Origin of the sequence: Mesorhizobium silamurunense, from assembly GCF_014843905.1 — a bacterium.
In the GTDB taxonomy this organism is placed as follows: Bacteria; Pseudomonadota; Alphaproteobacteria; order Rhizobiales; family Rhizobiaceae; genus Mesorhizobium; species Mesorhizobium silamurunense.
Genome location: NZ_LPVS01000105.1, coordinates 1 through 24,326, shown reverse-complemented (window position 1 = coordinate 24,326; position 24,326 = coordinate 1). Strand labels below are relative to the sequence as shown.

24 protein-coding genes and 1 pseudogene are annotated in these 24,326 nt (G+C 63.1%); 11 read left to right on the top strand and 14 right to left on the bottom strand.

Features of this window, described 5'->3' with window-relative positions; genetic code table 11:
• Positions 1-7: 7 nt before the first annotated feature.
• Both AU465_RS31950 and mntR read right to left on the bottom strand, forming a co-directional pair.
• On the bottom strand, positions 8-196 hold the full coding sequence (locus tag AU465_RS31950) for a hypothetical protein (RefSeq protein WP_192256942.1): 189 nt from the start codon (positions 194-196) through the stop codon (positions 8-10).
• Positions 197-294: 98 nt separating this feature from the next.
• On the bottom strand, positions 295-747 hold the full coding sequence (mntR, locus tag AU465_RS31945; RefSeq protein ID WP_192256865.1) for a manganese-binding transcriptional regulator MntR: 453 nt from the start codon (positions 745-747) through the stop codon (positions 295-297).
• A 219-nt stretch (positions 748-966) separates the two neighbouring features.
• On the opposite strand from mntR, the gene AU465_RS31940 reads away from it, so the two are divergent.
• The 3 genes from AU465_RS31940 to AU465_RS31930 all read left to right on the top strand — a co-directional run bounded on the left by AU465_RS31940 (position 967) and on the right by AU465_RS31930 (position 4,052).
• The gene (locus AU465_RS31940) at positions 967-2,322 is read left to right on the top strand and encodes an Nramp family divalent metal transporter (protein ID WP_192256863.1); all 1,356 of its coding nucleotides are present in this window, start codon (positions 967-969) and stop codon (positions 2,320-2,322) included.
• A gap of 45 nt (positions 2,323-2,367) precedes the next feature.
• Positions 2,368-3,207 carry a protein-L-isoaspartate O-methyltransferase family protein gene (locus tag AU465_RS31935; protein ID WP_192256861.1) on the top strand — a complete coding sequence of 280 codons (840 nt, stop codon included), beginning with the start codon at positions 2,368-2,370 and terminating at the stop codon, positions 3,205-3,207.
• A gap of 194 nt (positions 3,208-3,401) precedes the next feature.
• Positions 3,402-4,052 (top strand): dihydrofolate reductase family protein, encoded by a 651-nt coding sequence (locus tag AU465_RS31930; protein WP_192256859.1) that lies wholly within the window; start codon positions 3,402-3,404, stop codon positions 4,050-4,052.
• A 182-nt stretch (positions 4,053-4,234) separates the two neighbouring features.
• Here AU465_RS31930 and AU465_RS31925 read toward each other — a convergent pair whose 3' ends face one another.
• Positions 4,235-5,101 carry a LysR family transcriptional regulator gene (locus AU465_RS31925; protein WP_192256857.1) on the bottom strand — a complete coding sequence of 289 codons (867 nt, stop codon included), beginning with the start codon at positions 5,099-5,101 and terminating at the stop codon, positions 4,235-4,237.
• A 99-nt stretch (positions 5,102-5,200) separates the two neighbouring features.
• On the opposite strand from AU465_RS31925, the gene AU465_RS31920 reads away from it, so the two are divergent.
• Positions 5,201-5,800 (top strand): LysE family translocator, encoded by a 600-nt coding sequence (locus AU465_RS31920; protein ID WP_192256855.1) that lies wholly within the window; start codon positions 5,201-5,203, stop codon positions 5,798-5,800.
• A 12-nt stretch (positions 5,801-5,812) separates the two neighbouring features.
• On the opposite strand, the gene AU465_RS31915 is transcribed toward AU465_RS31920, so the two are convergent.
• Complete coding sequence (locus AU465_RS31915; protein ID WP_192256853.1) at positions 5,813-6,607, bottom strand: SDR family NAD(P)-dependent oxidoreductase; 795 nt, start codon at positions 6,605-6,607, stop codon at positions 5,813-5,815.
• Between the two features lie 197 nt (positions 6,608-6,804).
• Between AU465_RS31915 and AU465_RS31910 the strand changes: the two genes are divergently transcribed.
• A complete protein-coding gene (locus AU465_RS31910; RefSeq protein ID WP_192256851.1) occupies positions 6,805-7,269 on the top strand; it encodes a MarR family winged helix-turn-helix transcriptional regulator in 465 nt (154 codons plus the stop codon).
• A 32-nt stretch (positions 7,270-7,301) separates the two neighbouring features.
• Here AU465_RS31910 and AU465_RS31905 read toward each other — a convergent pair whose 3' ends face one another.
• Positions 7,302-8,480: an MFS transporter gene (locus AU465_RS31905; RefSeq protein WP_192256849.1), complete on the bottom strand. Its 1,179-nt coding sequence runs from the start codon at positions 8,478-8,480 to the stop codon at positions 7,302-7,304.
• A 206-nt stretch (positions 8,481-8,686) separates the two neighbouring features.
• Here AU465_RS31905 and AU465_RS31900 point away from each other — a divergent pair, with 206 nt between their 5' ends.
• The 4 genes from AU465_RS31900 (at position 8,687) to carB (ending at position 14,593) form a co-directional block, all read left to right on the top strand.
• A complete protein-coding gene (locus tag AU465_RS31900; protein ID WP_192256847.1) occupies positions 8,687-9,043 on the top strand; it encodes an ArsR/SmtB family transcription factor in 357 nt (118 codons plus the stop codon).
• Entirely contained in the window at positions 9,043-9,801 is a 759-nt protein-coding gene (locus tag AU465_RS31895; protein WP_192256845.1) for a metallophosphoesterase family protein, read from the top strand. The genes AU465_RS31900 and AU465_RS31895 overlap by 1 nt, the downstream gene beginning before the upstream one ends.
• Before the next feature lie 242 nt (positions 9,802-10,043).
• The gene (locus AU465_RS31890) at positions 10,044-10,865 is read left to right on the top strand and encodes an SH3 domain-containing protein (protein WP_192256844.1); all 822 of its coding nucleotides are present in this window, start codon (positions 10,044-10,046) and stop codon (positions 10,863-10,865) included.
• A gap of 224 nt (positions 10,866-11,089) precedes the next feature.
• Positions 11,090-14,593, top strand: coding sequence for a carbamoyl-phosphate synthase large subunit (carB, locus tag AU465_RS31885; protein WP_192256841.1), 3,504 nt, complete (start codon positions 11,090-11,092; stop codon positions 14,591-14,593).
• A 110-nt stretch (positions 14,594-14,703) separates the two neighbouring features.
• Here carB and AU465_RS31880 read toward each other — a convergent pair whose 3' ends face one another.
• Positions 14,704-15,858: a hypothetical protein gene (locus AU465_RS31880; RefSeq protein WP_192256832.1), complete on the bottom strand. Its 1,155-nt coding sequence runs from the start codon at positions 15,856-15,858 to the stop codon at positions 14,704-14,706.
• 590 nt (positions 15,859-16,448) lie between these two features.
• Positions 16,449-16,809 (bottom strand): annotated as a pseudogene (locus AU465_RS31875) (cupin domain-containing protein); the annotation flags it as partial.
• 312 nt (positions 16,810-17,121) lie between these two features.
• Between AU465_RS31875 and AU465_RS31870 the strand changes: the two are divergent.
• The gene (locus AU465_RS31870; RefSeq protein WP_192256830.1) at positions 17,122-17,442 is read left to right on the top strand and encodes a DUF1476 domain-containing protein; all 321 of its coding nucleotides are present in this window, start codon (positions 17,122-17,124) and stop codon (positions 17,440-17,442) included.
• A 32-nt stretch (positions 17,443-17,474) separates the two neighbouring features.
• Here the strand turns inward: AU465_RS31870 and AU465_RS31865 are convergent, their stop codons facing one another.
• The 6 genes from AU465_RS31865 to AU465_RS31840 all read right to left on the bottom strand — a co-directional run bounded on the left by AU465_RS31865 (position 17,475) and on the right by AU465_RS31840 (position 23,139).
• Positions 17,475-18,038, bottom strand: coding sequence for a DUF4142 domain-containing protein (locus tag AU465_RS31865; RefSeq protein ID WP_192256828.1), 564 nt, complete (start codon positions 18,036-18,038; stop codon positions 17,475-17,477).
• 59 nt (positions 18,039-18,097) lie between these two features.
• Positions 18,098-18,922 (bottom strand): carbohydrate ABC transporter permease, encoded by an 825-nt coding sequence (locus AU465_RS31860; RefSeq protein ID WP_192256826.1) that lies wholly within the window; start codon positions 18,920-18,922, stop codon positions 18,098-18,100.
• Positions 18,922-19,836: a carbohydrate ABC transporter permease gene (locus tag AU465_RS31855; protein ID WP_246506600.1), complete on the bottom strand. Its 915-nt coding sequence runs from the start codon at positions 19,834-19,836 to the stop codon at positions 18,922-18,924. Before AU465_RS31855 ends, AU465_RS31860 begins: the two co-directional genes overlap by 1 nt.
• Positions 19,837-19,958: 122 nt before the next feature.
• Entirely contained in the window at positions 19,959-21,227 is a 1,269-nt protein-coding gene (locus AU465_RS31850) for an ABC transporter substrate-binding protein (RefSeq protein WP_192256822.1), read from the bottom strand.
• A 395-nt stretch (positions 21,228-21,622) separates the two neighbouring features.
• Positions 21,623-22,120, bottom strand: coding sequence for a GNAT family N-acetyltransferase (locus AU465_RS31845; protein WP_192256820.1), 498 nt, complete (start codon positions 22,118-22,120; stop codon positions 21,623-21,625).
• Positions 22,121-22,176: 56 nt separating this feature from the next.
• Positions 22,177-23,139 (bottom strand): lytic transglycosylase domain-containing protein, encoded by a 963-nt coding sequence (locus AU465_RS31840; RefSeq protein WP_192256818.1) that lies wholly within the window; start codon positions 23,137-23,139, stop codon positions 22,177-22,179.
• 174 nt (positions 23,140-23,313) lie between these two features.
• Between AU465_RS31840 and AU465_RS31835 the strand changes: the two genes are divergently transcribed.
• Positions 23,314-23,883 carry a methylated-DNA--[protein]-cysteine S-methyltransferase gene (locus AU465_RS31835; protein WP_192256817.1) on the top strand — a complete coding sequence of 190 codons (570 nt, stop codon included), beginning with the start codon at positions 23,314-23,316 and terminating at the stop codon, positions 23,881-23,883.
• A gap of 25 nt (positions 23,884-23,908) precedes the next feature.
• On the opposite strand, the gene AU465_RS31830 is transcribed toward AU465_RS31835, so the two are convergent.
• Entirely contained in the window at positions 23,909-24,238 is a 330-nt protein-coding gene (locus tag AU465_RS31830; RefSeq protein WP_192256815.1) for a hypothetical protein, read from the bottom strand.
• Positions 24,239-24,326 lie beyond the last annotated feature (88 nt).

Sequence of the window (24,326 nt, the reverse complement as noted above, 5' to 3'; positions counted from 1 at the left end):
GGCAATTTCAGCTCTTCTGCTTCAAGCCGGCGCTTTTGCCGTCTGAACTCTTGGAGCGTTCTTCGAAACGGGCAGCGCCCTTCTTCAGCGGACGTCTAGTTTCGCTCTCGGTCTTGCGTTCGTCCTGCGCCGAGGCTTGCCTCAACCCCTTCGCTGACTCCTTGCCCTTTTTGGTCGGTGCCTGTTCCACGCCCATCGCTTGCTCCTCCCTGGCCGCCAAGGATTGCGGGCCTGGGAAACGAACGCGCTGAATGCGCAGCGGTTCCAGCGTCACTGGGAGGGAGCCCAGTTGGCTTAGCGGGTTATCATCGCCCTGCGAAAGGCTTCCAGCGTCTCGGCGCTGACATGGTGTTCGATGCCCTCGGCATCGATGCGCGCCGTCTCGGCGCTGACGCCCAGCGAGCGCAGGAACGCTTCCACCGTCTGGTGGCGGATGCGGCTCTCCTCCGCCACCTTGCGGCCGGCCTCGGTCAGGAACACCCCGCGATAGGGCTTTCTGGAGACCAGCCCGTCGGCGCAGAGCCTGGTCAGCATTTTCGCCACGGTGGGTTGCGCGACGCCAAGCCTGGCTGCGATATCGACCTGACGGGCTTCGTTGCCGTCTTCGATCAGGTCGGCGATCAGCTCGACATAGTCCTCGACGAGCGCGCTGCGGCGCGCCTCGCGCGTATGCCGGAACCCCTCCGAATGGATTTCGGCATCGGGAAGCGGCTCTTCACGTCGAACCGGTCTGTTCCTCAGCGCCAACACGCGCTCCTTCTTGGCTGGCCGAAGGCTGAATCGGGGATCGCATTCATAACACGAACCCCGGTGCTCCGGCCGTTTATTTGCATTCCCGCTCACGTGCAACCGGCCCCCCCTGCACCAGTGGATAAAAGCACAAACAATGAAATATAGCCTATTGCATAATGTTGAGCCGTGGCATAGATAAGGGGCGCCATCAATACATTCCAGCGGAAGTCCATGATGTCCGACGCAGAAGCCGTATCCCGTTCCTCGTGGCAATTTGCCCGCGCCGATGAGGGCGAGCAGCCCAGCCTGCGCGAGGTCAACGCCACGATTGCAGTGCCGTGGACCGGCGTCTGGTTCCGCCGCCTGTTCGCCTTCATGGGCCCGGGCTACATGGTGTCGGTCGGCTATATGGACCCGGGCAACTGGGCGACCGACCTCGCCGGCGGCGCCCAGTTCGGCTACACGCTGCTTTTCGTCATCATGCTGTCGAACCTGATGGCGATCCTGCTGCAGGCGCTGGCCGCCCGCCTCGGCATCGCCACCGGCCGCGACCTCGCGCAGGCCTGCCGCGCCTACTATCCGCGCCCGGTCAATTTCCTGCTCTGGATCGCCTGCGAGCTCGCGATCATCGCCTGCGACCTCGCCGAGGTGATCGGCACGGCGATCGCGCTGCAACTGCTGTTCGGCATTCCGCTGATCGGCGGTGCCGTGCTCACCGCGCTCGACGCCTTCCTTGTGCTGCTGCTCATGAACCGAGGCTTCCGTTACCTCGAAGCTTTCGTCATCGCGCTGCTGATCATCATCTTCGGCTGCTTTGCCGTCCAGATCTTCGTTGCCGCGCCGCCGGCCGGCATGATCCTGCATTCGATGTTCGTGCCGTCGTCCGAGATCGTCACCAACCCGACAATGCTCTACATCGCCATCGGCATCATCGGCGCCACCGTGATGCCGCATAATCTCTACCTGCACTCCTCGATCGTGCAGACCCGCGCTTATGCGCGCACCGATACGGGCAAGCGTGACGCCATCAAGTGGGCGACGACGGATTCGACCATCGCGCTGATCCTGGCGCTGTTCGTCAACGCCTCCATCCTGATCGTTGCGGCCGTGGCCTTCCACGGCACCGGGCACCAGGATGTCGCCGAGATCGGTCAGGCCTTCGAGCTGCTCTCGCCGCTGCTGGGCTTGAGCATCGCCTCGATCCTGTTCGCGGTCGCGCTGCTCGCCTCCGGTCTCAACTCGACGGTCACCGCGACGCTCGCCGGCCAGATCGTGATGGAAGGCTTCCTGCGCCTGCGCATCCCGCAATGGGCGCGTCGCCTGCTGACGCGCGGCATTGCCATCGTCCCCGTCGTGATCGTCACCGCGCTCTACGGCGAAAAGGGCACCGCCCAGCTCCTCGTCTTCAGCCAGGTGGTGCTGTCGATGCAGTTGCCCTTCGCCGTGGTGCCGCTGGTGCAGTTCGTGTCGGACAAGAAGAAAATGGGCAATTTCGCCATCCCGCGCGGCGTCGCCGCGCTCGCATGGGTGGTCGCGGCCATCATCCTGGTGCTCAACTTCAAGCTGCTCTTCGACACTTTTGCCGGCTGAGATCAGGCCGCGACATCCGAGCCGGCCGCGCTATCTTCTGGAAGCATGACCGGATCGGACGACGCCCGAAAATTCTACGCCAAGCTGATGGCCGCGCATGCGCGCTCCGCCGATCCCCGCATTGAGGAGGTGTTCGCCTCGGTGCCGCGCGAGGCCTTTCTCGGGCCCGGGCCGTGGACCGTTTTCGCCGGCGACGGCGGGTTCAAAACGCCGACTGCCGATCCGAGCTACATCTATCAGAACGTGCTGGTGGTGCTCGATGCCGACAAGGGCATCAACAATGGCGAGCCGGTTCTGCACGCCATGTGGATCGGCAAGGTCAAACCGAAGCCCGGCGAAGCCATCACTCATATCGGTGCCGGCACCGGCTACTACACCGCGCTGCTGGCAAGGCTGGTCGAGCCTGGAGGTGAAGTCACCGCCTTCGAACTCGAGCCCGATCTCGCGGAGCGAGCAAGCCAAAATCTTGCAGCTTACGGCAATGTGAAAGTGATCCAGGGCAACGCGGTCACCAGCCTGCTCCGACCTTCTGACATCATCTATGTCAATGCCGGTGTCGCGGCCCCTCCCGCGGCATGGTTGAGGGCGCTCAAACCCGGCGGCCGCATGATCTTCCCCTGGCGTCCCGCCGAGCGCATCGGCCTTGCGGTGATTGTCACGCGCATGGAGGGCGGCTTTGCCTGCCAACCCTTCATGGGCTCCTGGTTCATCCCCTGCGTCGGCGCCTGGATCGCCGGGCCGGAAGCAAAAGTGCCAACCCGCGAGCGCGCCGCCCGCACGCGCTCGATCTGGCTGAGTGAAGACAAGGCACCTGACCGCACCGCCACCGCCGTCTTCGGCGATGTCTGGTTCTCGTCGCGTATCATTCGCGGCGGCAAACGCTAAAAACTTTGTCGGCGGTTGTCGAAATGGAGACCCGTCGTTCGTCCTTAGAGCAATTCCAGGACGAGTGCGTAACGGTTTTCCGTCTGGAATTGCATAAAAACAGACACTTAGAGCAGCTCAGCGCTTCTGTGAATGCTGAACTGCTCTAGGCTGAAATCCGGCCGTGATGGTGCGGATCACGAAAGGAGAAGACCATGCGAAAGATCATCGCCGCCACCTTCATCAGCCTCGACGGCGTCATGCAGGCGCCGGGCGGACCGGAAGAGGATCCGGTCGGCGGCTTCAAGTTCGGCGGCTGGACCTTCCATTACTTTGACGAGGTGGCGGGCGCGGCTCTGGATGAATTATTTTCCAAACCCTTTGCGCTGCTGCTCGGCCGCAGAACCTACGACATCTTCGCCGCGTACTGGCCGTATCAGAAAGATCCGATCGCGGATGCCTTCAACCCTGCGACCAAATATGTGGCGACGCATCGGCCGGATACCCTGACCTGGCAGAACACCCAGTCGCTTGGGCCGGATGTCGTTGCAAGGCTCAGGCAGCTCAAACAGGAAGACGGACCTGACCTGCTCATCCAGGGATCGGGCAATCTGATCCAGACCCTGCTCGCCAACGGGCTGATCGACGAGATCCGGCTGATGATCTTCCCGCTGTTGCTGGGCAAGGGCAAGCGGCTGTTCGGCGATGAAGCGATTCCGGCCGCCTTCAAGCTTATCAAGTCGCAGGTCTCGAGCACCGGCGTCATCATGGCGACCTATGAACGTGGCGGCGCGATCAAGACCGGATCTTTCGCGACAGAGCAGCCTTCGGATGCCGAACTCGAGCGGCGCAAGAACTGGAAGTAATATCGGCACTTCTTTCCTCGCCCCCACGAACTTGGGGGAGAGGTGGCTCGGCGCAGCCGAGACGGAGCGGGGGACTGGCGCGACCACGGCCAATATCCCTATGCTCTCGCTCTACGAAGCCCCCTCTCCGGCCGCTTCGCGGCCACCTCTCCCCCCGCTTTGGCGGGGGCGAGGAAATGCCTTCACGCCGCCTGGCGATAACGCGCCAGACCCTCGCGGATATGAGCCGCGAAGGCTTGCGCCGCCGGCGCGACGGCATGTTTCGGCACATGCAGGTTGACCGAAAAATTCGGCAGCGCCGGCAGGCCGGCGTCGGACAGGATGTCGAGGTCGGCCGGAACCGTCGAGGCGAGCCAGGTGGTCACAGCAAGGTCGGAGCGCACGGTCGCCGTTGTTGCGTCGATATTGCCGTTCTCGAACACGGTGCGCCAGCCGAGCCCATGCTCGCCGAGCGCTGCCAGCACCGCCGGACGGAAGGCGCAGGTGTCGGCGACCATCGACACCGGCAGCGGCCGCTTCAAACGCGCCGTGCCGCCCCTGGCGCCGACCCAGACCAGGCGGTCGACCAGCAGGCATTCGCCAGCCGTCCGACCGGCCCGCTCCTCGATGACGGCAAGATCGATGTTCCCCGCGGCCAGCCCGGCCGCGAGCTCCGGCGAGGAAGCGCAGACCAGCGAGATCTCCACCTGCGGATGGGCTTCGGCGTAAGTCTTGAGCACGGGTTGAAGCAACGTGCCGACAAGGTCGTAAGGCACGCCGATCCGCACCTGGCCGGCGACCGCCTTGCCGCTTATCTCCGCCAGGATGTCGTCGTTGAGCTGCAGCAGACGCCTCCCCTTGTCGAGCAGCCGTTCGCCGGAACGCGTCAGCTTCAGGCCGCGCCGGTCACGCTCGAACAGTGTCTGGCCAAGAACCTCTTCCAGTCGCTTGATCTGCTGACTGACGGCGCCTTGGGTCAGATTGAGGGCATTTGCAGCGCCCGTCATGCTCGCCTTTTCGGCTGCTGTGACGAAAGTGCGGACGAGTGTGGTATCGAGATCGCGGTTCATTCCTTCATTATAAATGCTAATGATTGTCATATCAAACATTGCATTTACTGATGGATCAAAGCGCCTAGCATGCCGGCTCTTCCGATCGGGAAAGCCCAGATGTCCGCAACAATCCTCCCCCTTGTCCTGTTCGCGCTGATCTCGACTTCGACGCCCGGCATCGCCACGACGCTGTCGACGGCATCCGGCGCGCAGTTCGGCTTTCGCCGCTCCGTGCCGCTGATGGCCGGCAGCGCCGCGGGACTGGCCTCGGTGGCGGCGGCGGGCGCTGCCGGCCTCGCCGGACTGCTGACCGCGGTCCCTTCCTTGCAGCTTGCCATGAGAATCGCCGGTTCGCTTTATCTGATCTGGCTGGCGATCAGGATCGGCCGCAGCGGTCCGCCCAACCTCGACGTGACCATGGCCACGCCGAACAGCTTCCTCGGCGGCGCCGGCATCCAGTGGATGAACCCGAAAGGCTGGGCGATGGGATTGGGTGCCGCCGCATCCTTCGCGGCGCTCGCCGACGGTCCCTTGCAGTTGGCGTTGCTGCTCGGCGCCGTGTTCGGCCTTGCGGCGGCTTTCTCGCTGTCGCTGTGGTGCGTGGCCGGCACGCTGCTCGCCCGGCTACTCAAAACCGAGCGGCAGTGGCGCGCGCTGAATATCGTGCTCGGCCTGCTGCTGGCCGCCTCGATCCTGCAGATGTGGCGGCCAGCCTGAGAGAGGCGGAAACTATACGGCGTAGCGCGCCGCCGGCTTGCCGGCGAACAGACTGCCGTAGAACTGGTCCCGCGCGCCGAGATAGGTGTCCAGCCCGGCCGGGTCGGCAAGGCCGGGCGCGGTGACGGTCTCGCCCTGGGCGAACCCGGCAAGCGCGGCATCGACCAGATCGTCAGCGCTCATCACCCAGTCCTGGTTGATCCTGTCGAGGCTAATGCCGGAGACGTCCCAGAACTCGGTGCGGATCGGACCGGGCAGCACTACCTGCGCCTTCACCTTTGTGCCGGCGACCTCCTTCTGCAGCGCTTCGGTGAAGTTGACGACATAGGCCTTGGTGCCGCTGTAGATGCCGCCGACGGCGATGCCATAGGCTACGACGGAGGCGATGTTGACGATGGCGCCGCGATTGCGCGCGAGCAGCCCCGGCAGCACCGCGCGGGTCAGACGCGTCAAGGCAACGACATTGACCTTGATCATGCGCTCGGCAGCGTCGGCATCGGCTGTCGCCACCGTCTCGATGCCGCCCATGCCGGCATTGTTGACCAGCAGCGTCACGCTCTCATCCGTCGCGATCGCCTGCTCGACGCGACGCAGGTCGGCGTCGTCGGAGAGATCGGCGACAATTGTCTTGACCTTGCGGCCATAGGCATAAGCCAGTCTGTCCGCCACCTCCTGCAGCCGGTCGGCGCGCCGCGCCACCAGCACCAGATCGAAGCCCTGTCCGGCCAGCCGGTCGGCATAGACCGCGCCGATGCCCGAGGAAGCGCCGGTGATGACGGCCGTGCCCTTGTTATTTGTCTTGCTCATTGTCCTGTTCCTTTTTGGCCTCGGTGGGGGACCGGGCAAGAACCCTTTCCCTTGCCGAAGTTGCATGATCTTCAATTGGTGGCATATACCACTTTCTGGAAATGGGCATATGCCACTATCTTGTCAATCGGGAATGCCGCAATTATTTCTGGCGGAGGCAGGCGTCCGTAAATTCGCCAGCCCAGGAACCGCCCGCAATGTCGCAGCCCGCCCTGCCCGGCCTAACCCTTTGCAACAACGCCACGCTGCGCCGCGCCGGGCGCAAGCTCGGTCGCTTCTATGACGACGTGCTGGCGCCGTCGGGCCTTAAGGGAACGCAATACGGCCTGCTTTACCAGATCCACATCGGCGGCGAGCCGGCGATGGGCGCCATCGCCGAGGCGCTGATCATGGACCTGTCGGCGCTCGGTCATACGCTGAAGCCGCTGATCCGCGACGGCTTTGTCGAGACCTTTGCAGACAAGGACGACCGCCGCGTCAAGCGCGTGCGGCTGACGCCGCAGGGGCGGGTCAAGCTCGAGGAAGCGATGAAATTATGGAGCGCGGCGCAGCAGCGCTTCGAGGCCATGGTCGGCCAGGAATATGCGGCAAATCTGCGCGCGGCGCTCGACCATGTCGCCGCACTCGATTTCGAAATGCCGGCGGCCACTCCTTCCACCTGAAGAAGCGGCCATCGATCAACTCCGCGGCTGTTTTATTCTGCCGGCATGGCGACCGGGCGCGCAAACGCGCGGCCCGCCAGCACGACGCCGAGCCCCGCGATCGGGAACAGAGCCGCAATCAGGCCGAGATCGGCGGGTGCGCCGAAGCGCAGCACAGCACCCCCGACCACGGCGCCAAGCGCGACGCCGAAATAAAGCGCCGAGGCATTGAGCGAGAGCACGATCGTCGCAGCGTCGGGCGCGATCTTGATAATTCGGCTCGCCTGTGCCGGCGGGAAGGCCCAACCGACGATGCCCCACGGCACCATCATGCCTATCAGCGCCGGCCCGGCGACAGAATGCGGCAGGAAGATCGGGATCAGCGAGAAGGTGATCAGCGTCGCAGCCGAGAGCGCCAACGACCAGGCAACGGTGCGCGTCGCACCGAAACGGTCGGCGGCCTGACTGCCGGCGATGTTGCCGATGACCGCGCCGACGCCAAATGCAAGCAGCATGCCGGGCAGCGCAAGCGGGCTGAGACCGCCGCTCTCGATCGCCAAAGGCGCAATGAAGGCAAACACGGTGAAGGCGCCGACCAGAGCCAGCACGGTCGTGACCAGGATCGGCAACACGCCGGGACGGACCGCCGCCGCCAGCCGCGCCTTGAGCGGCAGCCTGGTGCCGACGATGCCGCGCGGCAGCCGGTACCACAGGATAGCGCCGGCGAGCGCGCCGAGCCCGGCGATGGCGAAGAACGTGCCGCGCCAGCCGGCAATGGCCGCAACCAGCGCGCCGAGCGGCGCCCCGACCGCGACAGCCACCGTGGTACCGCCGACAACGACGGCGATGGCGCGGGCGCGGTGGTGGTCATCGACCAGCGCCACTGCCGTCCCTTGAGCGGCCGCCGCGAACAGGCCGGACGACAGCGCCATCACGATGCGCGCGATCAGCAGCAATTCGAAAGAAGAGCTCACCGCCGCGACCAGATTGCCGATCACGAAGAAGACCAGCGTCCACAGGATGACGCGCCGCCGGTCCCACTCGCCGGTCAGCGTCGCGAGCACCGGCGCGCCGATCGCATAGGCAAGCGCGAAGGCGGTGATCAGCGAGCCGGCGAGCGCGACGGAGATGCCGGCATCGGCAGCGATATCGGGAAGAAGGCTGGAGATGACGAAGCCTTCGGTCGAGATCGCAAACGATCCGAGCGCAAGCCAGAAGATCCGCTTGTCCATGGGGATGTGTCCTTAGTTCAAAAGTTATTGAACAATTGGACATGACAGGGCATGATGTCAACCGAGCCGGCAGAAAATAGCTGAACCCTGCTGACAGCCCTGTGTCAGGACGGGCCAAGAACGACGAACCAAACGAAGAAGCTGTGTAAACCGGCAAGAGGACGAGACGCGTTGAAGTTGGTTCCGTTTGTGCTTAATTCTGGCTCATGACCCTGCCCCACCCGACCGCCGATCAGATCAGCCTGCCGATCGTGCTTGCCGTGCTCGGCGACCCGACCAGGCTGGCAATCGTGCGCTTCCTCGCCAGCAAGGAAGGCGTGCCGATGAACTGCGGCAAGTTCCTTGATCTCGCCTCCAAGACCAACCTCAGCTACCACCTCGCCAAGCTGCGCGAGGCGGGCGTCACCCGCACCGAGGCGGTCGGCACCAGCCGGCTGATCACGCTGCGCCGCGACGACCTGGACAAGCGCTTCCCCGGCCTGCTCGACAGCGTGATCGCGGCCGCCGGCGAGGACAAGGCGCTGCCAATGGTCGGCACCGTCGACAGCGAAATCGACGCCTGATGCGCATTGCCGTTCTCGCCGACATCCACGGCAACGTGCTGGCCTTGGACGCCGTGCTCGACGACCTCGCGCAACGCGGCGGCGCCGACCTCATCGTCAATCTCGGCGATTGCGTCTCCGGCCCGCTCTGGCCGCGCGAAACCATGCAGCGGCTGGAAGCGCTCAGCCTGCCGACGGTGCGCGGCAACCACGACCGTCGTGTCGCCGAGGACCCGACCGACGAGAAAATGTGGCCATCCGACCGCTATGCGCAGGAGCGGCTGACCGCCGCGCAACGCGAAGCGCTGTTTGCCTTGCCGCTCACGCTTGAGATCGCGCCGGGCATCGTGGCCTTCCACGCCAGGCCCGACCATGACGAAAAATACCTCGCCGATGCGATCCTCGACGGCCAGCTGGTGCGCGCGCCGCTCGCTGCGATCAAGCGGCGGCTGAAGTCGCTCGACCCTGCCTGCCGCATCGCGTTGTGCGGCCACAGCCATCGCAGCGAGCTCATCCGCATTCCGGGCGGCCCGGTCGTCTTCAACCCAGGCAGCGTCGGCTGCCCAGCCTATTCCGACGATACGCCGCCGGCGCATGTCTCCGAGCAGGGCACCCCGCATGCGCGCTATGGCATCGTCGAGTTGGATGCGGCTTACCGCCCCGATCGCTTCGAGGCGATCGCCGTGGACTACGACCATGAAGCCGCCGCAAAGCAGGCCGAACAGGCGGGACGGCCGGAATGGGCGCACGCGCTGCGGACCGGTTTTATAAAGGATTGAACGAAGTTCATATCCGGATTGAGCGAAGCTCGTATCCAGGATTGAGCGAAGCTCATATCCAAGATCGAGCGAGGCTCATATCCAGGATCGAGCGGAGCTCGTATCCGATCGAGCGGCAGGGCCGAAGCGTCCATTTTGGAGATGACATGCGACGGCAACCTCCCCTACAAACGCCTTGGCTTGAGGTGAGCGCCGATTCCGGTCGCGCTTGAAAATTGCAGTGCATTGCCCATGGCCGAGGGATGAAGCGCAAAGTCACGCTCCGATCGACATTGCTGATCGCCGCTCCTTTGCTGCTGGCCGCCTTGCCGGCCTTGGCTCAGGATGCGCCAGGCACGATCATTTCGATCGTTAGCGGCCTCGCGCCGGACGATCTCCTCAATATCCGCGCCACCGCTTCGCCCGGCGGAAAGATAACGGTGCGCCTGCCGAACGGCGCGGCCGTGAAGAATTACGGCTGCAGGCTCGTCAACAACTACCCCTGGTGCAAGGTCGAGGATACGCAGGACGCGCACATCACCGGATGGGCGCCCGCCCGCTATCTCAGCCCCAACAATCCGGCGCCGGCGCCGGAAGATGCCGCCGCGCCGGCGACTGACGCCAGCCTGCCTCAGCAAGCCGACGCGCCCCAGCCCTCCCAAGAACCGCCGGACATCGCGGCGCGCCTGGGCGGCACCGAGCCGGACGAGCCGCCATCCGCGGCCGATATCAGCGTGACCGCCATGCAGGATGCCTATGGCCTCGCCTTCGCGGCGTCGGCAGGGGCGCTTCCCGGTTCGGACACCCCTGCCCCCGATGCCGACGGCGGCATTCCCTGCGCGCGCCATGTCGGCCAGCCGATGACCCGTTGCGAGATCAGCGTCGCTCATGAGGGTGGCGACAGCGTCGTGACGGTGACCTGGCCCGATGGCGGCACGCGCGTCATCACCTTCCTTGACGGCAAGCCGGCCGGCTCGGACGCTGCCGACGAGTTCCGCTTCACCCGCGAGGGCAGCTTGAACATGATCCGCGTTGGCATTTCCGAACGTTTCGAGATCACCGACGCGCTTGCGCTGGGGGAATAGTTGATCAGGGAATAGGCAGTAGGGATTAGGCAGTAGGAGAAGACAGCCCCGCCGCCCTACTGCCTATTCCCTACTGCCCTGATGCCGCATTTTCGGGGTTACATCGGGCAAAACTCTTCCCTATAAGGCCCTCCTAGCCTGATACCAGAATCGCAAGCACAACCGGCCGGGTCCCCCGTCCCGGTTTTTCGTGCAAGCCGCTCGCCGAACGGAATTCGAAAGACATGCCAAGACGCACCGACATCAAGTCGATCCTGATCATCGGGGCCGGCCCCATCGTCATCGGCCAGGCATGCGAGTTCGACTATTCCGGCACCCAGGCGTGCAAGGCGCTGAAGGAAGAGGGTTTTCGCGTCATCCTGGTCAACTCAAATCCGGCCACGATCATGACCGATCCGGAGCTGGCCGACGCCACCTATATCGAGCCGATCACGCCGGAAGTGGTGGCCAAGATCATCGCCAAGGAGCGGCCGGACGCATTGCTGCCCACCATGGGCGGCCAGACGGCGCTGAACACGGCATTGTCGCTGCGCCGCATGGGCGTGCTCGACCGCTACAATGTCGAGATGATCGGCGCCGACGCGCACGCCATCGACAAGGCCGAGGACCGCGCGCTGTTCCGCCAGGCGATGAGCAAGATCGGCCTGGAAACGCCGCGCTCGATGCTGGCCAACGCCACAGAGGTCAAGGACGCCGACCGCAAGATCCACGAGGCCGAGCGCGCCGCGCTGAAGGCGGAGCACCCCGAGAACCTCGACGCCGCGCTCGACGCGCTTGAGACGCGCTGGAACCTCGGCGAAGGCGACCGCAAGCAGCGCTACATCAGCCACGCCATGGCGATCGCCGCCCAAGCGCTCGACCATGTCGGCCTGCCGGCCATCATCCGCCCCTCCTTCACCATGGGCGGCACCGGCGGCGGCATCGCCTACAACCGCGCCGAATTCTACGACATCGTCCAGTCCGGCCTCGACGCCTCGCCGACCACCGAGGTGCTGATCGAGGAAAGCGTGCTCGGCTGGAAGGAATATGAGATGGAGGTCGTCCGCGACAAGGCGGACAATTGCATCATCATCTGCTCGATCGAGAATCTCGATCCGATGGGCGTGCACACCGGCGATTCCATCACCGTCGCGCCGGCGCTGACCTTGACCGATAAGGAATACCAGATGATGCGCAACGCCTCGATCGCGGTGCTGCGCGAGATCGGCGTCGAGACCGGCGGCTCCAACGTGCAGTTCGCCGTCAACCCGGCCGACGGCCGCCTGGTGGTGATCGAGATGAACCCGCGCGTCTCGCGCTCGTCCGCCTTGGCCTCGAAGGCGACCGGCTTCCCGATCGCCAAGGTCGCGGCAAAGCTCGCCGTCGGCTACACGCTGGACGAGCTTGAGAACGACATCACCGGCGGCGCTACGCCCGCCTCGTTCGAGCCGTCGATCGACTATGTGGTGACGAAGATCCCGCGCTTTGCGTTCGAGAAATTCCCGGGCGCCGAGCCGGTGCTGACCACCGCCATGAAGTCGGTGGGCGAAGTGATGGCGATCGGCCGTACTTTCCAGGAGTCGCTACAGAAAGCGTTGCGCGGACTGGAAACCGGCCTCACCGGCCTCGACGAGATCGAGATCCCCGGCATCGGCCACGGGCCTGCCGCCGCCAATCACGTCGACGACCGCAACGCCATTCGCGCCGCGCTCGGCACGCCGACGCCCGACCGGCTGCGCATGGTGGCGCAGGCGATCCGCATGGGCACCTCGCTGGAAGACGTGCACGCCATGTGCAAGATCGACCCGTGGTTCCTCGAGCAGATCGCCGGCATCATCGCCATGGAGGAGCGCATCCGCGAGCACGGCCTGCCGCAGGACGCCGAGAACCTGCGCATGCTGAAGGCGATGGGTTTCTCCGATGCCCGCCTCGCGTCGCTGACGAAGACCGACGCGGAAGTGATTCAGCAGGTCAGAGAAAAGCTCGACGTCCATCCGGTCTACAAGCGCATCGACACCTGCGCCGCCGAATTCGCCTCGCCCACCGCCTACATGTACTCGACCTATGAAGTGCCCTTCGCCGGCGCTTTGGCCAACGAGGCGCAGGTCTCCTCGCGCAAGAAGGTCGTCATCCTCGGCGGCGGCCCCAACCGTATCGGCCAGGGCATCGAGTTCGACTATTGCTGCTGCCATGCCGCCTTCGCGCTGCGCGACGCCGGCTTCGAGGCGATCATGGTCAACTGCAACCCGGAAACGGTATCGACCGACTACGACACCTCCGACCGCCTCTATTTCGATCCGCTGACGCCGGAGGACGTGCTGGAGATCCTGCGCGCCGAGCAGGCGTCCGGCGAGCTCGTCGGCGTCATCGTCCAGTTCGGCGGCCAGACGCCGCTGAAGCTGGCAGACGCGCTGGAGCAGGCCGGCATCCCGATCCTCGGCACCTCGCCCGACATGATCGACCTGGCGGAGGATCGCGACCGCTTCCAGAAGCTGCTGCACAAGCTCGGCCTCACCCAGCCGAAGAACGGCATCGCCTATTCGGTCGAGCAGGCGCGCCTCGTCGCCGGCGAGCTCGGCTTCCCGCTGGTGGTGCGCCCGTCCTATGTGCTCGGCGGCCGCGCCATGCAGATCATCTACAACGAAGGCATGCTGCAGACCTATCTGCTCGACACCGTGCCCGGCCTGGTGCCGGAGGACATCAAGCAGAAATACCCCAACGACAAGACCGGCCAGATCAACACGCTGCTCGGCAAGAACCCGCTCTTGTTCGACACCTATCTCACCGGCGCCACCGAGGTCGATGTCGACTGCCTGTGCGACGGCAAGGATACCTTTGTCTCCGGCATCCTGGAGCATATCGAGGAGGCCGGCATCCATTCGGGCGACAGTGCCTGCTCGCTGCCGGTGCATTCGCTGCATCCGGATCTCGTCGACGAGCTGGAGCGCCAGACCGCCGCACTTGCCCGCGCGCTGAATGTCGGCGGCCTGATGAACGTGCAATACGCGATCAAGGACGGCACCGTCTATGTGCTGGAGGTGAACCCGCGCGCCTCGCGCACCGTGCCCTTCGTCGCCAAGACCATCGGGCGTCCGATCGCCAAGATCGCCGCCCGCATCATGGCCGGCGAGACGCTGGAAAATGCCTTCGCCCATTACGGCGCGATGCCCGACCCGCGCAATCCGGGCCACATCGCGGTCAAGGAAGCCGTGTTCCCCTTCGCCCGCTTCCCCGGCGTCGACATACTGCTCGGGCCGGAAATGCGCTCGACCGGCGAGGTGATGGGCCTCGACCGCGACTTCGCTTTGGCCTTCGCCAAGAGCCAACTGGGAGCGGGTGTTGATCTCCCCCGCGCGGGCACGCTGTTCGTCTCGGTGCGCGACGAGGACAAGAAGGGCATCCTGCCGGCGGTGAAGCGCCTCGCCGGCCAGGGTTTCAAGGTGCTCGCCACCTCCGGCACCGCGCGCTTCCTCGCCGAAAACGGCGTGGTGGCGGAAAAGATCAACAAGGTGCTCGAAGGCCGCCCCCACATCGAGGACGCCATTCGCAACCGCCAGGTCCAGATCGTCTTCAACACCACCGACGGCCAGAAAGCGGTGTCGGACTCGAAGTCGCTGCGCCGCGCGACGCTGATGCAGAAGGTGCCGTATTACACGACGCTGTCGGGTGCGGCAGCCGTGGCCGAGGCGATTGCGGCGCTGCGCGCGGGGAACTTGGAGGTTCGGCCGCTGCAGGAGTATTTTGCTTAACGATTGGGTCACCCCCACTTATTCTAAGCGAACACTTGAAAGAGCGGCAAATATACGAAGGAGCGTCGATCTCATCGACCCGTTTACCAGAAAATCAAAAGTAAAAATCCCTATCCCTTTTTATCACCTTCAATTAGAATTAAATTGTGTTCCTTTGCCTGACCTCTTCCAAGAGCCTTTTTTGTGCCAGCCCGAGGCCTTCTAATTGGTTTTCCGATTAGTTTGTACCTACCTTTTTCTTCCGGAATGTATCCTCGGCCAAATAATTTTTCGAACTCATCTCTAAAGTCCTGATCATCACTCACGTGAGAAAAGACAGGCCACTCTTCACGTGTACTCCCATTCCATTCTCCGCTCTGAGATAGCCTCCGCATATAAGATAGAACCGCAGGGATGTCTCGTTTGATAGCCGCGACGCTTATTGCGAACTCATCACTTACGATGGTCCAATCTTCCGCTTCCAGAGTCTTCATTGCTTCGGCTTCGCGTTCGTCCAACTTATAGGCGTTCGCCAAATTTACTATATTCATGCGCCTTCTTGCCTCCGAGACCTTACCTCGAATCTCATTGACGGCGAAATCAAGAATAGAAGACGCGAGCTTGTACTCCCCCCGCTCAATCAGATTGTAACCAAAATCACCAAGAACATCATCCGCAATGCTAGATTCCTTTGGTTCCAGCTTTCTCCAAGAGACTTGTATAATCTTAATACCAAACTCGCATATATTTTCTAAGCTAGCTTTAAAATACGCCGGCGAAGAAAATAGCTCCTCTCCATTTTCTACTTTTATTGTTTCGTTTCCAGACGCGATTGATACGTTCTTGATATAAATATCGTTTACAATGCCATTCGCATGAGCGAACAAATTTCTCCTCTCAATAATTTCTATCAGGTTAGTCCACTTTTTATAGTCGTCTTTTATTTTCTTATTTAAGTTTAATCTTTTCTCAATCCAGTCAACTTGGTCCTCAAAAGAACTTCTAGTGATCGTTTCTACCTCACGATCTAGAAGAAAATCTTTAAAATCCTCCAGTGAATTGGACTTGAAAATATCACGAACAGAGATTTGCTTGTCGCTGTCAGATATCATCGACGGATACTTTTTAAGTATCTCTTTCATTATCACCGACAGATAATGATCAAGGCTTCCAACGATACCTATTGTTGGCATCTTGGGAACCTGCTTTGAGACAAACCGAGCAGATTTCCTACTAGCCTCAATTGCGCGATATGCAGAGTATTTGCTTTGACCGAGCTCATACACATCGCGCTCTTTATAATGGACCGTTTTAACGCTATTAGTTTCGCAAAATTCTGTTAACTCTGTGTTTTGTATTCAATCTGTTATAACTGGTCCAATATAAGATATAAATGGAAGAAAATAGATATAACCGATCATCGATTCGCGGAACAAATCAAACATATCCTTAAATTCGGATGGCGTCTTACTCCTGCTCCGGTCGGAAATTTCTACAGACTCATCGATGCTTTCAGGGAACTCTGAGGTCTTCCCCATAGCATGGCCTGGCGTTCTTTCCCCTATATAGACAGACGTGAAATTTACTTTCCTCTTCCATTATCAATCCCCAAATTATTGAACCCACACTAAAATCGGGCCGTTTGCATAGCAAACTAGGCAATGTTGACGACGTCAGATGTCCTTGCGGCCCTTGCCTTAGCCCGCTCAAGCTTGCTCACGGTAGCTTGTTCATGACTCGCCCGCCCTATCCCCGCAGGGATTTGAGGACGACTTTACTTTAAAGACAAGTGGAAATTGCACCGGCTCCAAGTTATGCACCCCGACTGGCGATCGCTTTCCCTCCTGTCCGGCTTGATCTGCCTTTGCGTCAGGCCTCACCCCTGCCCCGGATAACACGTCCCATCCTTGTGCAAAAACCTTCCATCCGAACTCGGGCTCATCATGTCGATGTCGGAGCAAGTGATGACATCGTCCGGGTTGCGCGAGCCGACTTCCAGATAGCGCCATCACCGACGAGCGGTTGATCATGTGGTGGCCGTTGCCGCTGTTCTTGGCGAAGGTCGCGCAGTCGCCGGCCCTGAGCAGCGTTTCGCCGCCGTCCTCGACCAGCGTCAGCTCGCCCTCCAGCACATAGACGAGTTCGTCCTCGTGGCTGTGCCAGTGGCGCTGGCTCGACCAGCCGCCGGGCGGGAGCGTCATCAGGTTGACGCCGAAGTCCTTCAGGCCGCCGGCATCGGCGTAGGCCGCGCTGCCGGCGGCAAGGACAAGGGCCGCGACCAGCGCGACGCTGCGTATCTGGTTGAAAGGTGACCGCATTGCCGGTCTCCTCCGCTCATCCAGCTAGCGGTCGAGGGTAGGTCAAGGCGCGGCGAGGTCAAATCACATCGGGACGAAAGCTCCTCGCACCTGCGCGAATTTCAAGTCCGCGGCTTCCACGGCATGATCAGGCCTTGTTAACGGCGTCCACACGCACCACTTTCGCTTCACCTGGCCGCGCTTCCCCAGACAGCGGATGAAGGTCGGACTCACATCTGAACGAGGCAAATCATGAGCAGCATGAGAGACCGTCAGGAAGGCTTCGAAAAGAAGTTCGCGATGGACGAGGAAACAAAGTTCAAGGCCATGGCGCGCCGGAACAAGCTGCTCGGCCTATGGGCCGCCGAGAAGCTTGGCAAATCCGGTGCGGATGCCGACGCCTATGCGAAAGAGGTGGTGCGCGCGGACTTCGAGGAAGCAGGCGACAACGACGTGTTCCGCAAGGTACGCGCCGATTTCGACGCGGCAGGCGTCGCCCAGTCAGATGTTCAGATTCGCGCCGCCATGCAAGAACTGCTGGCAACCGCGGTCGAGCAGATCAGAACGAGCTGAGCGCCGCTCCGGCCGACAGAACCCACCCGCTCTCAGCCCTGATGGGCGACGGCCAGCTCCTTCACATGCTTCTCGTGCGTCTTGAGCACCGGCAGCGTCTTCTTGGCGAATTCCTTCATCGCCGGGTCGTCGCCCGATTTCGCATAGGTGCTGAACAGCGCAACCGCATCCCTGTGCGCATCGATCTGCATCTTGATGTATTTCTGGTCGAAGTCCTTGCCGCTCGCCTCCTTCAGCTCGCCCAGCATCTGCTGCTCCTTCGGCCCCAGCGCGGGACCGGCGGGCTTGATCGAAGCGGTCGTCTGGCCCTGGCTCATCGCCGCCTTGAAATCCTCAGCAACCTTGGTGTGGTCCTCGATCATCTGCTTGGCGAAGGCCTTGACGTCGGCCGATGCTGATTTCTCCTGCGCCAGCTTGCTCGACTGGATCTCGAATTGGTTGGCGTTGGGCACGGTGGTGACGAAAGTCTGCGTGTCGACCTTGTCCGCCGTCACCATGGGGCCGACTGCATCCGGGCTGGTATCGTTCGACTGGGCAAAGGCGGCCGGCGCGCCGGCAAGCAAGGCGATGGCGGCCACGGTCAGAAGCGTTCTCATCTGAAATCTCCGATCAGCCCCTCCGACACCCAACGCGGAATGGCCCCGCCGGTTGCGTCCTAACCCTTGACGCCGCCGGCGGTGAGGCCGGAAACGATCTTGCGCTGGAAGATCAGCACCAGCACCACGAGCGGCACGGTGACGATCACCGACGCGGCCATGATGTTACCCCAGGGGATCTCGAACTGCGAGCTGCCGGAAAGCAGCGCGATCGCCACCGGCACGGTGCGCTGCGCATTGTTCGAGGTGAAGGTCAGCGCAAACAGGAACTCGTTCCACGCGCCGATGAAGGCGAGCATCCCCGTCGTCGCCAGCGCCGGCCACATCAGCGGCAGGAAGACGCGGGTGATGATGATCCATGGCGTGGCGCCATCGAGGATCGCCGCTTCCTCGATCTCGACCGGCAGGTCGCGCACGAAGGTGGTGAGCACCCAGACGGTGAACGGCAGAGTGAAGATCATGTAGGAGAAGATCAGCGCGATCAGCGAATTGTAGAGGCCGGCCCAGCGGATCATCTCGAACAGACCGGCCAGCACCGCCACCTGCGGAAACATCGAGACCGACAGGATGGCAAGCATCAGCGCCGAGCGGCCGCGAAAACGGATGCGCGCCAGCGAATAGGCGGCGGTGACGCCAAGCAGCAGCGAGATGAACACGACGGCGCCCGAGACGACCAGCGAATTCACGAGGTTGCGCAGGAAGGTGCCCTCGGTGAGCACGTTCCTGTAGTTGGCGAAGCTGATCACCTGCGGCCAAAGGTTCGCCTCGAAGAGCTCGGTTCCCGATTTCAGGCTGGTGGCGATGGCGTAGTAGAACGGGAAGACGGCGATGAAGACGATCACCGCAACCAGCAGATAGAAGGCCGCGCGCTTCAGCATTGCCATCAGCGGCCTCCGTCCAGGCTTATCCGGCCGATCCGGATGTAGGAAATGGTGAGCAGCGCGAGGATCAGGAACAGCAGCGTCGAGGCGGCCGAGCCGTAGGCGAACTTGTCGAACTCGAACAGGTTCTCGCGCGCGAACACCGACATCGACTTGGTCTGCACGTTGTTGGGCGTCAGCACATAGATCAGGTCGAAGATGCGCAGCGCATCGAGCGCGCGGAAGATCACCGCCACCATCACCGCCGGGCGGATCAGCGGCAAGGTCACCCGCCAGAAGATCTGCCACGGATTGGCGCCGTCGAGCCTGGCGACCTCGATGATCTCGCGCGGCAGCATCTGCAGTGCCGCAAGGATCAAGAGCGCCATGAACGGCGTCGTCTTCCAGATGTCGACGATCAGCACCGCCACCATCGCGGTGTCGGCGCTGGCGGTCCAGGCGATCTTGGCATGGATCAGCCCGAGGTTCAGCAGCACGACATTGATGATGCCGAACTGGTCGTTGAGCATCCACTGCCACATCTTGGCCGAGACGATCGTCGGGATCGCCCAAGGAATGAGGATCGCCGCCCTGACGATGCCGCGGCCCGGAAACTCGGCGTTGAGCACGAGCGCGACGATCATGCCGAGGATCGTCTCGGCGACGACCGAGACGGCCGTGAAGCGCACCGTGTTCCAGGCGGCGCGCCACCACACCGGATCGACCAGCAGCCCGTCATAGATGGTGCGGCCGCTCGGCATGCTCAGCATCGAGAAATAGTTGGCGAAGCCGACCCATTGGCGGGCGTCGAGGTCGGACAGCGAGGCATCGGTGAAGCTGAAATAGACGGTGCGGATCAACGGCCAGCCGGCAACCGCGGCCAGCACCAGAAGCATCGGCGTCAGAAACAGCCAGGCAGAGCGCACACGCTGCGCCATCAGCCGCGAGGACGGCCGCCCGGCAGCGGCTGCTCCCGGCGGGCCCGCCTTCGTCAGCACGGACCCGCCGGGGCCTGCCCTGCTGGCACGAACGCCAGAGCCTGCCCCCGCAGGCTCCGCGGTCACCAGCCGCTGCCCTTCAGCTTGGTCAGCGTCACTTCGAGATCGGCGAGATTGTCGGCAGCACTTCCTTCGCCGGACAAGGTCTTGTGCACGGCGGTCCAGAACTGGCTCGACGCCTCATTGTACTTGATCTTGACCGCCGCCGAAGGGCGCGGCGCAGCGTTGAGGAAGACCTCCTTCCAGCGCGGGATGATCGGCTGTTCCTTGGCGATGTCGGCATCGTCATAGAGCGCCTGGATCGTCGGCAAATTGGACGTCCTCAGCGTCCGGTATTTCTGCATCTCGGGCGAAGCGACGAACTTGACCATATCGATCGCCGCGTCCGGATTTTTCGAATATTTGGAGACCGCAAGGTTCCAGCCGCCGAGCGTCGCGACGGGCCGCGCGCCTTCGCCCTCGCCTGCGGGCAGCGACGCGACGTCGAACTTGCCCTTGATCGGCGCGTCCGCGCCGTTGCCGAGCGCATAGGCATAGGGCCAGTTGCGCATGAAGACTGCATTGCCGGTCTGCCAGACGCCGCGCGATTCCTCTTCCTGATAGGCGAGCACGCCCGGCGGCGAGATGGTGCCGATCCATCCCTTGACCAGGTCGAGCGCCGCCACCGCCTTGGGATTGTTGATGGAGACGGTGCCGTCCGGCTCGATGATCTGGCCGCCGCCGTTCGACATCACCCATTCGAGCGCGTCGCAGGTCAGCCCCTCATAGGCGTTGCCCTGGAAGACGAAGCCCCACATGTCCTTGTTGCCGGCGGCGCGCTCCTTGTCCATGACGAGCTTGGCGGTGTCGGCCAGCTCCTTCCAGGTGGTCGGCACCTTGGCGCCGTATTTGTCGAGCAAGTCCTTGCGGTAGTAGAGCGCCGGCGCGTCGGTGAAGATCGGCAGCGCGATGAGCTTGCCGTTGACGGTTTGCGACTGGATGATCGAGGGGAAGTGCTTGGCCACGATGTCCTTGGTCGCCGCGGTCAGGTCGACGAGCTGGCTGGCGAGCTGCGGCGCCCAGATCACATCGGTCTGATAGACATCGATGTCGGTGTTTCCGGCAGCGAGCCACAATTTGTACTGGCCGAACTGGTCGGTCGTCGACGGCGGCATGACGACGATGTTGACCTTATTGCCGCTCTGCTTCTCGTAGCGGTCGAGTATCTCGCGCAGCACCTTGATGCCGTTGCCGGTGTCTCCCGATACGATCGACAGATCGACGGCTCGCGCTGGAGCGGCCGCCAGCATGGCGCCGACTGCCAGCGCAAGAAAGGCGTGGAAAAGCTTCACGGCGGTGGACCTCCCTTTGGAGCCGGCGACGGAGACTGCGCGCGTCGACAGCCATCAGATGCCCACCCAGCACTTGAATGCGGAGCGCCGCTTTGGGTTCCAACATCAGCCATTCAGCATGGATCACGGATGATCCCTGGGCGCGCCAAAGGGTGCGATCTGGCTGGACGGAAGGGCGGATTTCAAACCAAAGCGGGCGGGCTCCGAAACCCCCGCCCCGGAGCCCGCCTTGGAGTGGCTGACGCATGCCGGCACAGCCTCCTCCGACGCCTTGCCAGCGTCGATCCGCCGATCGGCCGCCCGGCACCACGACGCATTAGCATGTCCTAACGTCAGCCTGTGTGAAGCGGTTCACAATGCCGCCGCGCATTCGGTTGCGCCGTCGCAGGCAAATGCTACCCTTCCCAGGCGATCGGGATCATGCCGAGCCGCTCGTAGAGCCTGAAGGCGGCGGCGTTGTTGACCATGTTGGTCTTGAGGTCGACATGGGCGGCGCCCCTGTCGCGGAAGGTCAGGAACACGTGCCGCATCAGCGCCTCGCCGATGCCGTGCCCTCTGGAGTCCGGATGAACGGCGAGATCCTTGACGAAGCCGGACGTCCAGCACAGGGCGGCACCCGCCAGCAGGCCCTTGCCGTCGATGACGAGGAAACAGAGGTCCGGATCGAACTCGGCATCGCCCGAGATACGCGGCCACCAGTCGTCGAACGCGCCGTCGGCGCCATCGTTGAACACCTCCTCCAACAAGGCATGCAGGGCCTGCGCGTCCCTGTGCTCGAATAAGCGCATGACGAAACCTTCCGGCCAATGCGGCGCGGTCAGCGCATCGTCGAGGCTCTTGCGAAGGCGGATGTCGTTGGGGGCCGGCGGGCGAGCACCACTTTTCTCGTGCATGTCGCAGCCCCGAAACAGCTACGCTTCCAGGCTGCGCATTGCAGCGGGCCGGATGCTCAGGCGCCTGGCTGCAGGCGGCGGCGGTCGACGCCGAGGCCCGTCGTCTCGAGCAGCCCCTTGCGCTTGGCGTCGTAATAATAGCCGGTCTGGTAGAGCGTGTCGGCGCGCTTGGCGTTGCCGCCCGAGACCAGCCAGGCGCCGCGCAGATATTTGACCGCGTATTTGAGATTGGTCTCGGCGTCGAACAGCCCGCTTGCCGGCCCGTCATAGCCCATGCCGCGCGCCGTCGCGTGCTTGATCTGCATCAGCCCCCAGTGGCCGTGATTGTAGGCTTTCGGGTTGAAGGTGCTCTCGCGGTTGACGACATGGCGCACCAGATCGACCGGCACTTCATAGATCGCCGAATATTTCTCGATCAGCCGCTCGATCTCGGCGCGCGGCCCCGTGGCATGCTGTTCGGCCTGACCCGGTTGGGCAAGCAGCGCCGGGTTCTGCGGCACCACATAGGCGACCTGCTGGACGCCCGGCATGGGAGCCACCTTCGCCGACTGGCCGGTGACCGGCATGGCAACGCCGGCGGTCCTATAGACGGCTGCCTGCTTGAGCGAAGCGGGGCCGGTCGGCGACGCGCCGGCCATCAGCACCGGCGGCGGTGGAAACTGGCCGGCCACAGGCGTCGAGCCGGCGAACGCGGCAGGTTGCGCCGGCGGCGGAAGTGCAGCACCCGGCTGCGCCGGCGGTGGCAACGGCGCGCCAGGCGTCGCCGCCCCAGGCGTCGTCACCATGGCCACGGCATCGCCGGTCAAAGCCGCCGTCTGCACCTGCGCGAGGCCGGAAGGTTCCGGCAGCACGGCCACCGTTTCAGGCAGCGCAACGGTCGGCGTATCGTCCTCGACGGCCGGCGTCGAAGCCGCTGCAAGCGCAGGCGTGGCCTTCATCTGCGAGGTCGAGGTACAGCCGCTGAGGCCGGCAGCGGCAACGAGCGCGCCGATCGCGGAGAGGATGATTTTCGCTGCCAAGCCCTGCAGGTCCGGTTGTCGGTTGTTAAAAAGTCCTTACACGAGCGATTCCAACCGGGCAATCGGGGCCGTATGCAGGTTTCGGGTGGCGAGACCCGAAGCAAACTGCCATATTGTTCCCTATCTGTACTATTCATGTACCTGTTTTTCGCGATTTGCGGAAAGGAGCCCACCATGGAAAACGCATCACCGATCACGGCCGGCCACGCAGTGTTAGAAACAGTGATCGGCTTCATGGGCATTGCCTGGAGCGAAAAGGGTCTGATCCGGCTCTGCCTGCCCGAGCGCAGCCGCGAAGCGGTCGAGCGCCGGCTGTTTGGCCATGCCGGCGTTTCGACCACGACAGAGCAGCCGAAATGGGTGGCCGAACTGATCGCGTCGATCAAGGCCTATGCGGCTGGAGAGGATGTCGATTTTTCCGACGTGTCGGTCGATCTCGACGGCGTCGACGATTTCCGCCTCGCCATCTATGACGCCGCGCGCAAGCTCGGCTTCGGCGAGACCACCACCTATGGCGAACTGGCTAAGCGCGCCGGCCATTCCGGCCTCGCCCGCGAAACCGGTGCGGCCCTCGGCGCCAATCCGGTGCCTCTGGTCATTCCATGCCACCGCATCCTTGCCGCCGGCGGCAAGATCGGCGGCTTCTCCGCACCTGGCGGCTCGGTCACCAAGGAGAAGATGTTGGCCATGGAAGGCGTGCGCGTCGGCCCGCCGCCGGCCGCGCAGGCATCATTCGGTTTCTGACAAGCTTGCCGAACGCCGGGCTGCTCTAGTGATGGGGGAAGAGCCGCCGGCGGAAGTGTCGGTCGAAGTCCGGCCGCTTGCAGACATAGACGGGGCAGGATTTGGTGTCGGCGCTGGGCACATAGGCCCGCGCCCTCACCTCGCCCATGTTGCAGAAGCGTTCGTCCCGCACATAGCGGTCATAGAGCGGCAGTCCCGGAACGCGGCTCGACTGGTAGCGCAGGATGACGGCGCCCTGCCTGGCGATCGTCGCCTGCACGCGATCGCAGCTCATGCGCGTCGGGTCGTAGCGCGAGACGGCCTGCGCCTCGGCGGCCACCAGCATCTGGCAGGCGGCGAGCAGAATTCTCTTCATGGTCCTCTCCTACGACAGCGAGCATATCTTGCCTCCTATGACGTTGCCCCCAGTTTCTATCCAGCTTTGAGTTCGTTTCCGGCGTGGG

Excerpts from the sequence above, each read along its gene's own strand:
- AU465_RS31950 (WP_192256942.1), bottom strand. The coding sequence starts at position 196 with ATGGGCGTGGAACAGGCACCGACCAAAAAGGGCAAGGAGTCAGCGAAG.
- AU465_RS31940 (WP_192256863.1), top strand. The coding sequence starts at position 967 with ATGTCCGACGCAGAAGCCGTATCCCGTTCCTCGTGGCAATTTGCCCGC.
- AU465_RS31935 (WP_192256861.1), top strand. The coding sequence starts at position 2,368 with ATGACCGGATCGGACGACGCCCGAAAATTCTACGCCAAGCTGATGGCC.
- AU465_RS31930 (WP_192256859.1), top strand. The coding sequence starts at position 3,402 with ATGCGAAAGATCATCGCCGCCACCTTCATCAGCCTCGACGGCGTCATG.
- AU465_RS31925 (WP_192256857.1), bottom strand. The coding sequence starts at position 5,101 with ATGAACCGCGATCTCGATACCACACTCGTCCGCACTTTCGTCACAGCA.
- AU465_RS31920 (WP_192256855.1), top strand. The coding sequence starts at position 5,201 with ATGTCCGCAACAATCCTCCCCCTTGTCCTGTTCGCGCTGATCTCGACT.
- AU465_RS31915 (WP_192256853.1), bottom strand. The coding sequence starts at position 6,607 with ATGAGCAAGACAAATAACAAGGGCACGGCCGTCATCACCGGCGCTTCC.
- AU465_RS31910 (WP_192256851.1), top strand. The coding sequence starts at position 6,805 with ATGTCGCAGCCCGCCCTGCCCGGCCTAACCCTTTGCAACAACGCCACG.
- AU465_RS31905 (WP_192256849.1), bottom strand. The coding sequence starts at position 8,480 with ATGGACAAGCGGATCTTCTGGCTTGCGCTCGGATCGTTTGCGATCTCG.
- AU465_RS31900 (WP_192256847.1), top strand. The coding sequence starts at position 8,687 with ATGACCCTGCCCCACCCGACCGCCGATCAGATCAGCCTGCCGATCGTG.
- AU465_RS31895 (WP_192256845.1), top strand. The coding sequence starts at position 9,043 with ATGCGCATTGCCGTTCTCGCCGACATCCACGGCAACGTGCTGGCCTTG.
- AU465_RS31890 (WP_192256844.1), top strand. The coding sequence starts at position 10,044 with ATGAAGCGCAAAGTCACGCTCCGATCGACATTGCTGATCGCCGCTCCT.
- carB (WP_192256841.1), top strand. The coding sequence starts at position 11,090 with ATGCCAAGACGCACCGACATCAAGTCGATCCTGATCATCGGGGCCGGC.
- AU465_RS31870 (WP_192256830.1), top strand. The coding sequence starts at position 17,122 with ATGAGCAGCATGAGAGACCGTCAGGAAGGCTTCGAAAAGAAGTTCGCG.
- AU465_RS31865 (WP_192256828.1), bottom strand. The coding sequence starts at position 18,038 with ATGAGAACGCTTCTGACCGTGGCCGCCATCGCCTTGCTTGCCGGCGCG.
- AU465_RS31860 (WP_192256826.1), bottom strand. The coding sequence starts at position 18,922 with ATGGCAATGCTGAAGCGCGCGGCCTTCTATCTGCTGGTTGCGGTGATC.
- AU465_RS31855 (WP_246506600.1), bottom strand. The coding sequence starts at position 19,836 with ATGGCGCAGCGTGTGCGCTCTGCCTGGCTGTTTCTGACGCCGATGCTT.
- AU465_RS31845 (WP_192256820.1), bottom strand. The coding sequence starts at position 22,120 with ATGCACGAGAAAAGTGGTGCTCGCCCGCCGGCCCCCAACGACATCCGC.
- AU465_RS31835 (WP_192256817.1), top strand. The coding sequence starts at position 23,314 with ATGGAAAACGCATCACCGATCACGGCCGGCCACGCAGTGTTAGAAACA.
- AU465_RS31830 (WP_192256815.1), bottom strand. The coding sequence starts at position 24,238 with ATGAAGAGAATTCTGCTCGCCGCCTGCCAGATGCTGGTGGCCGCCGAG.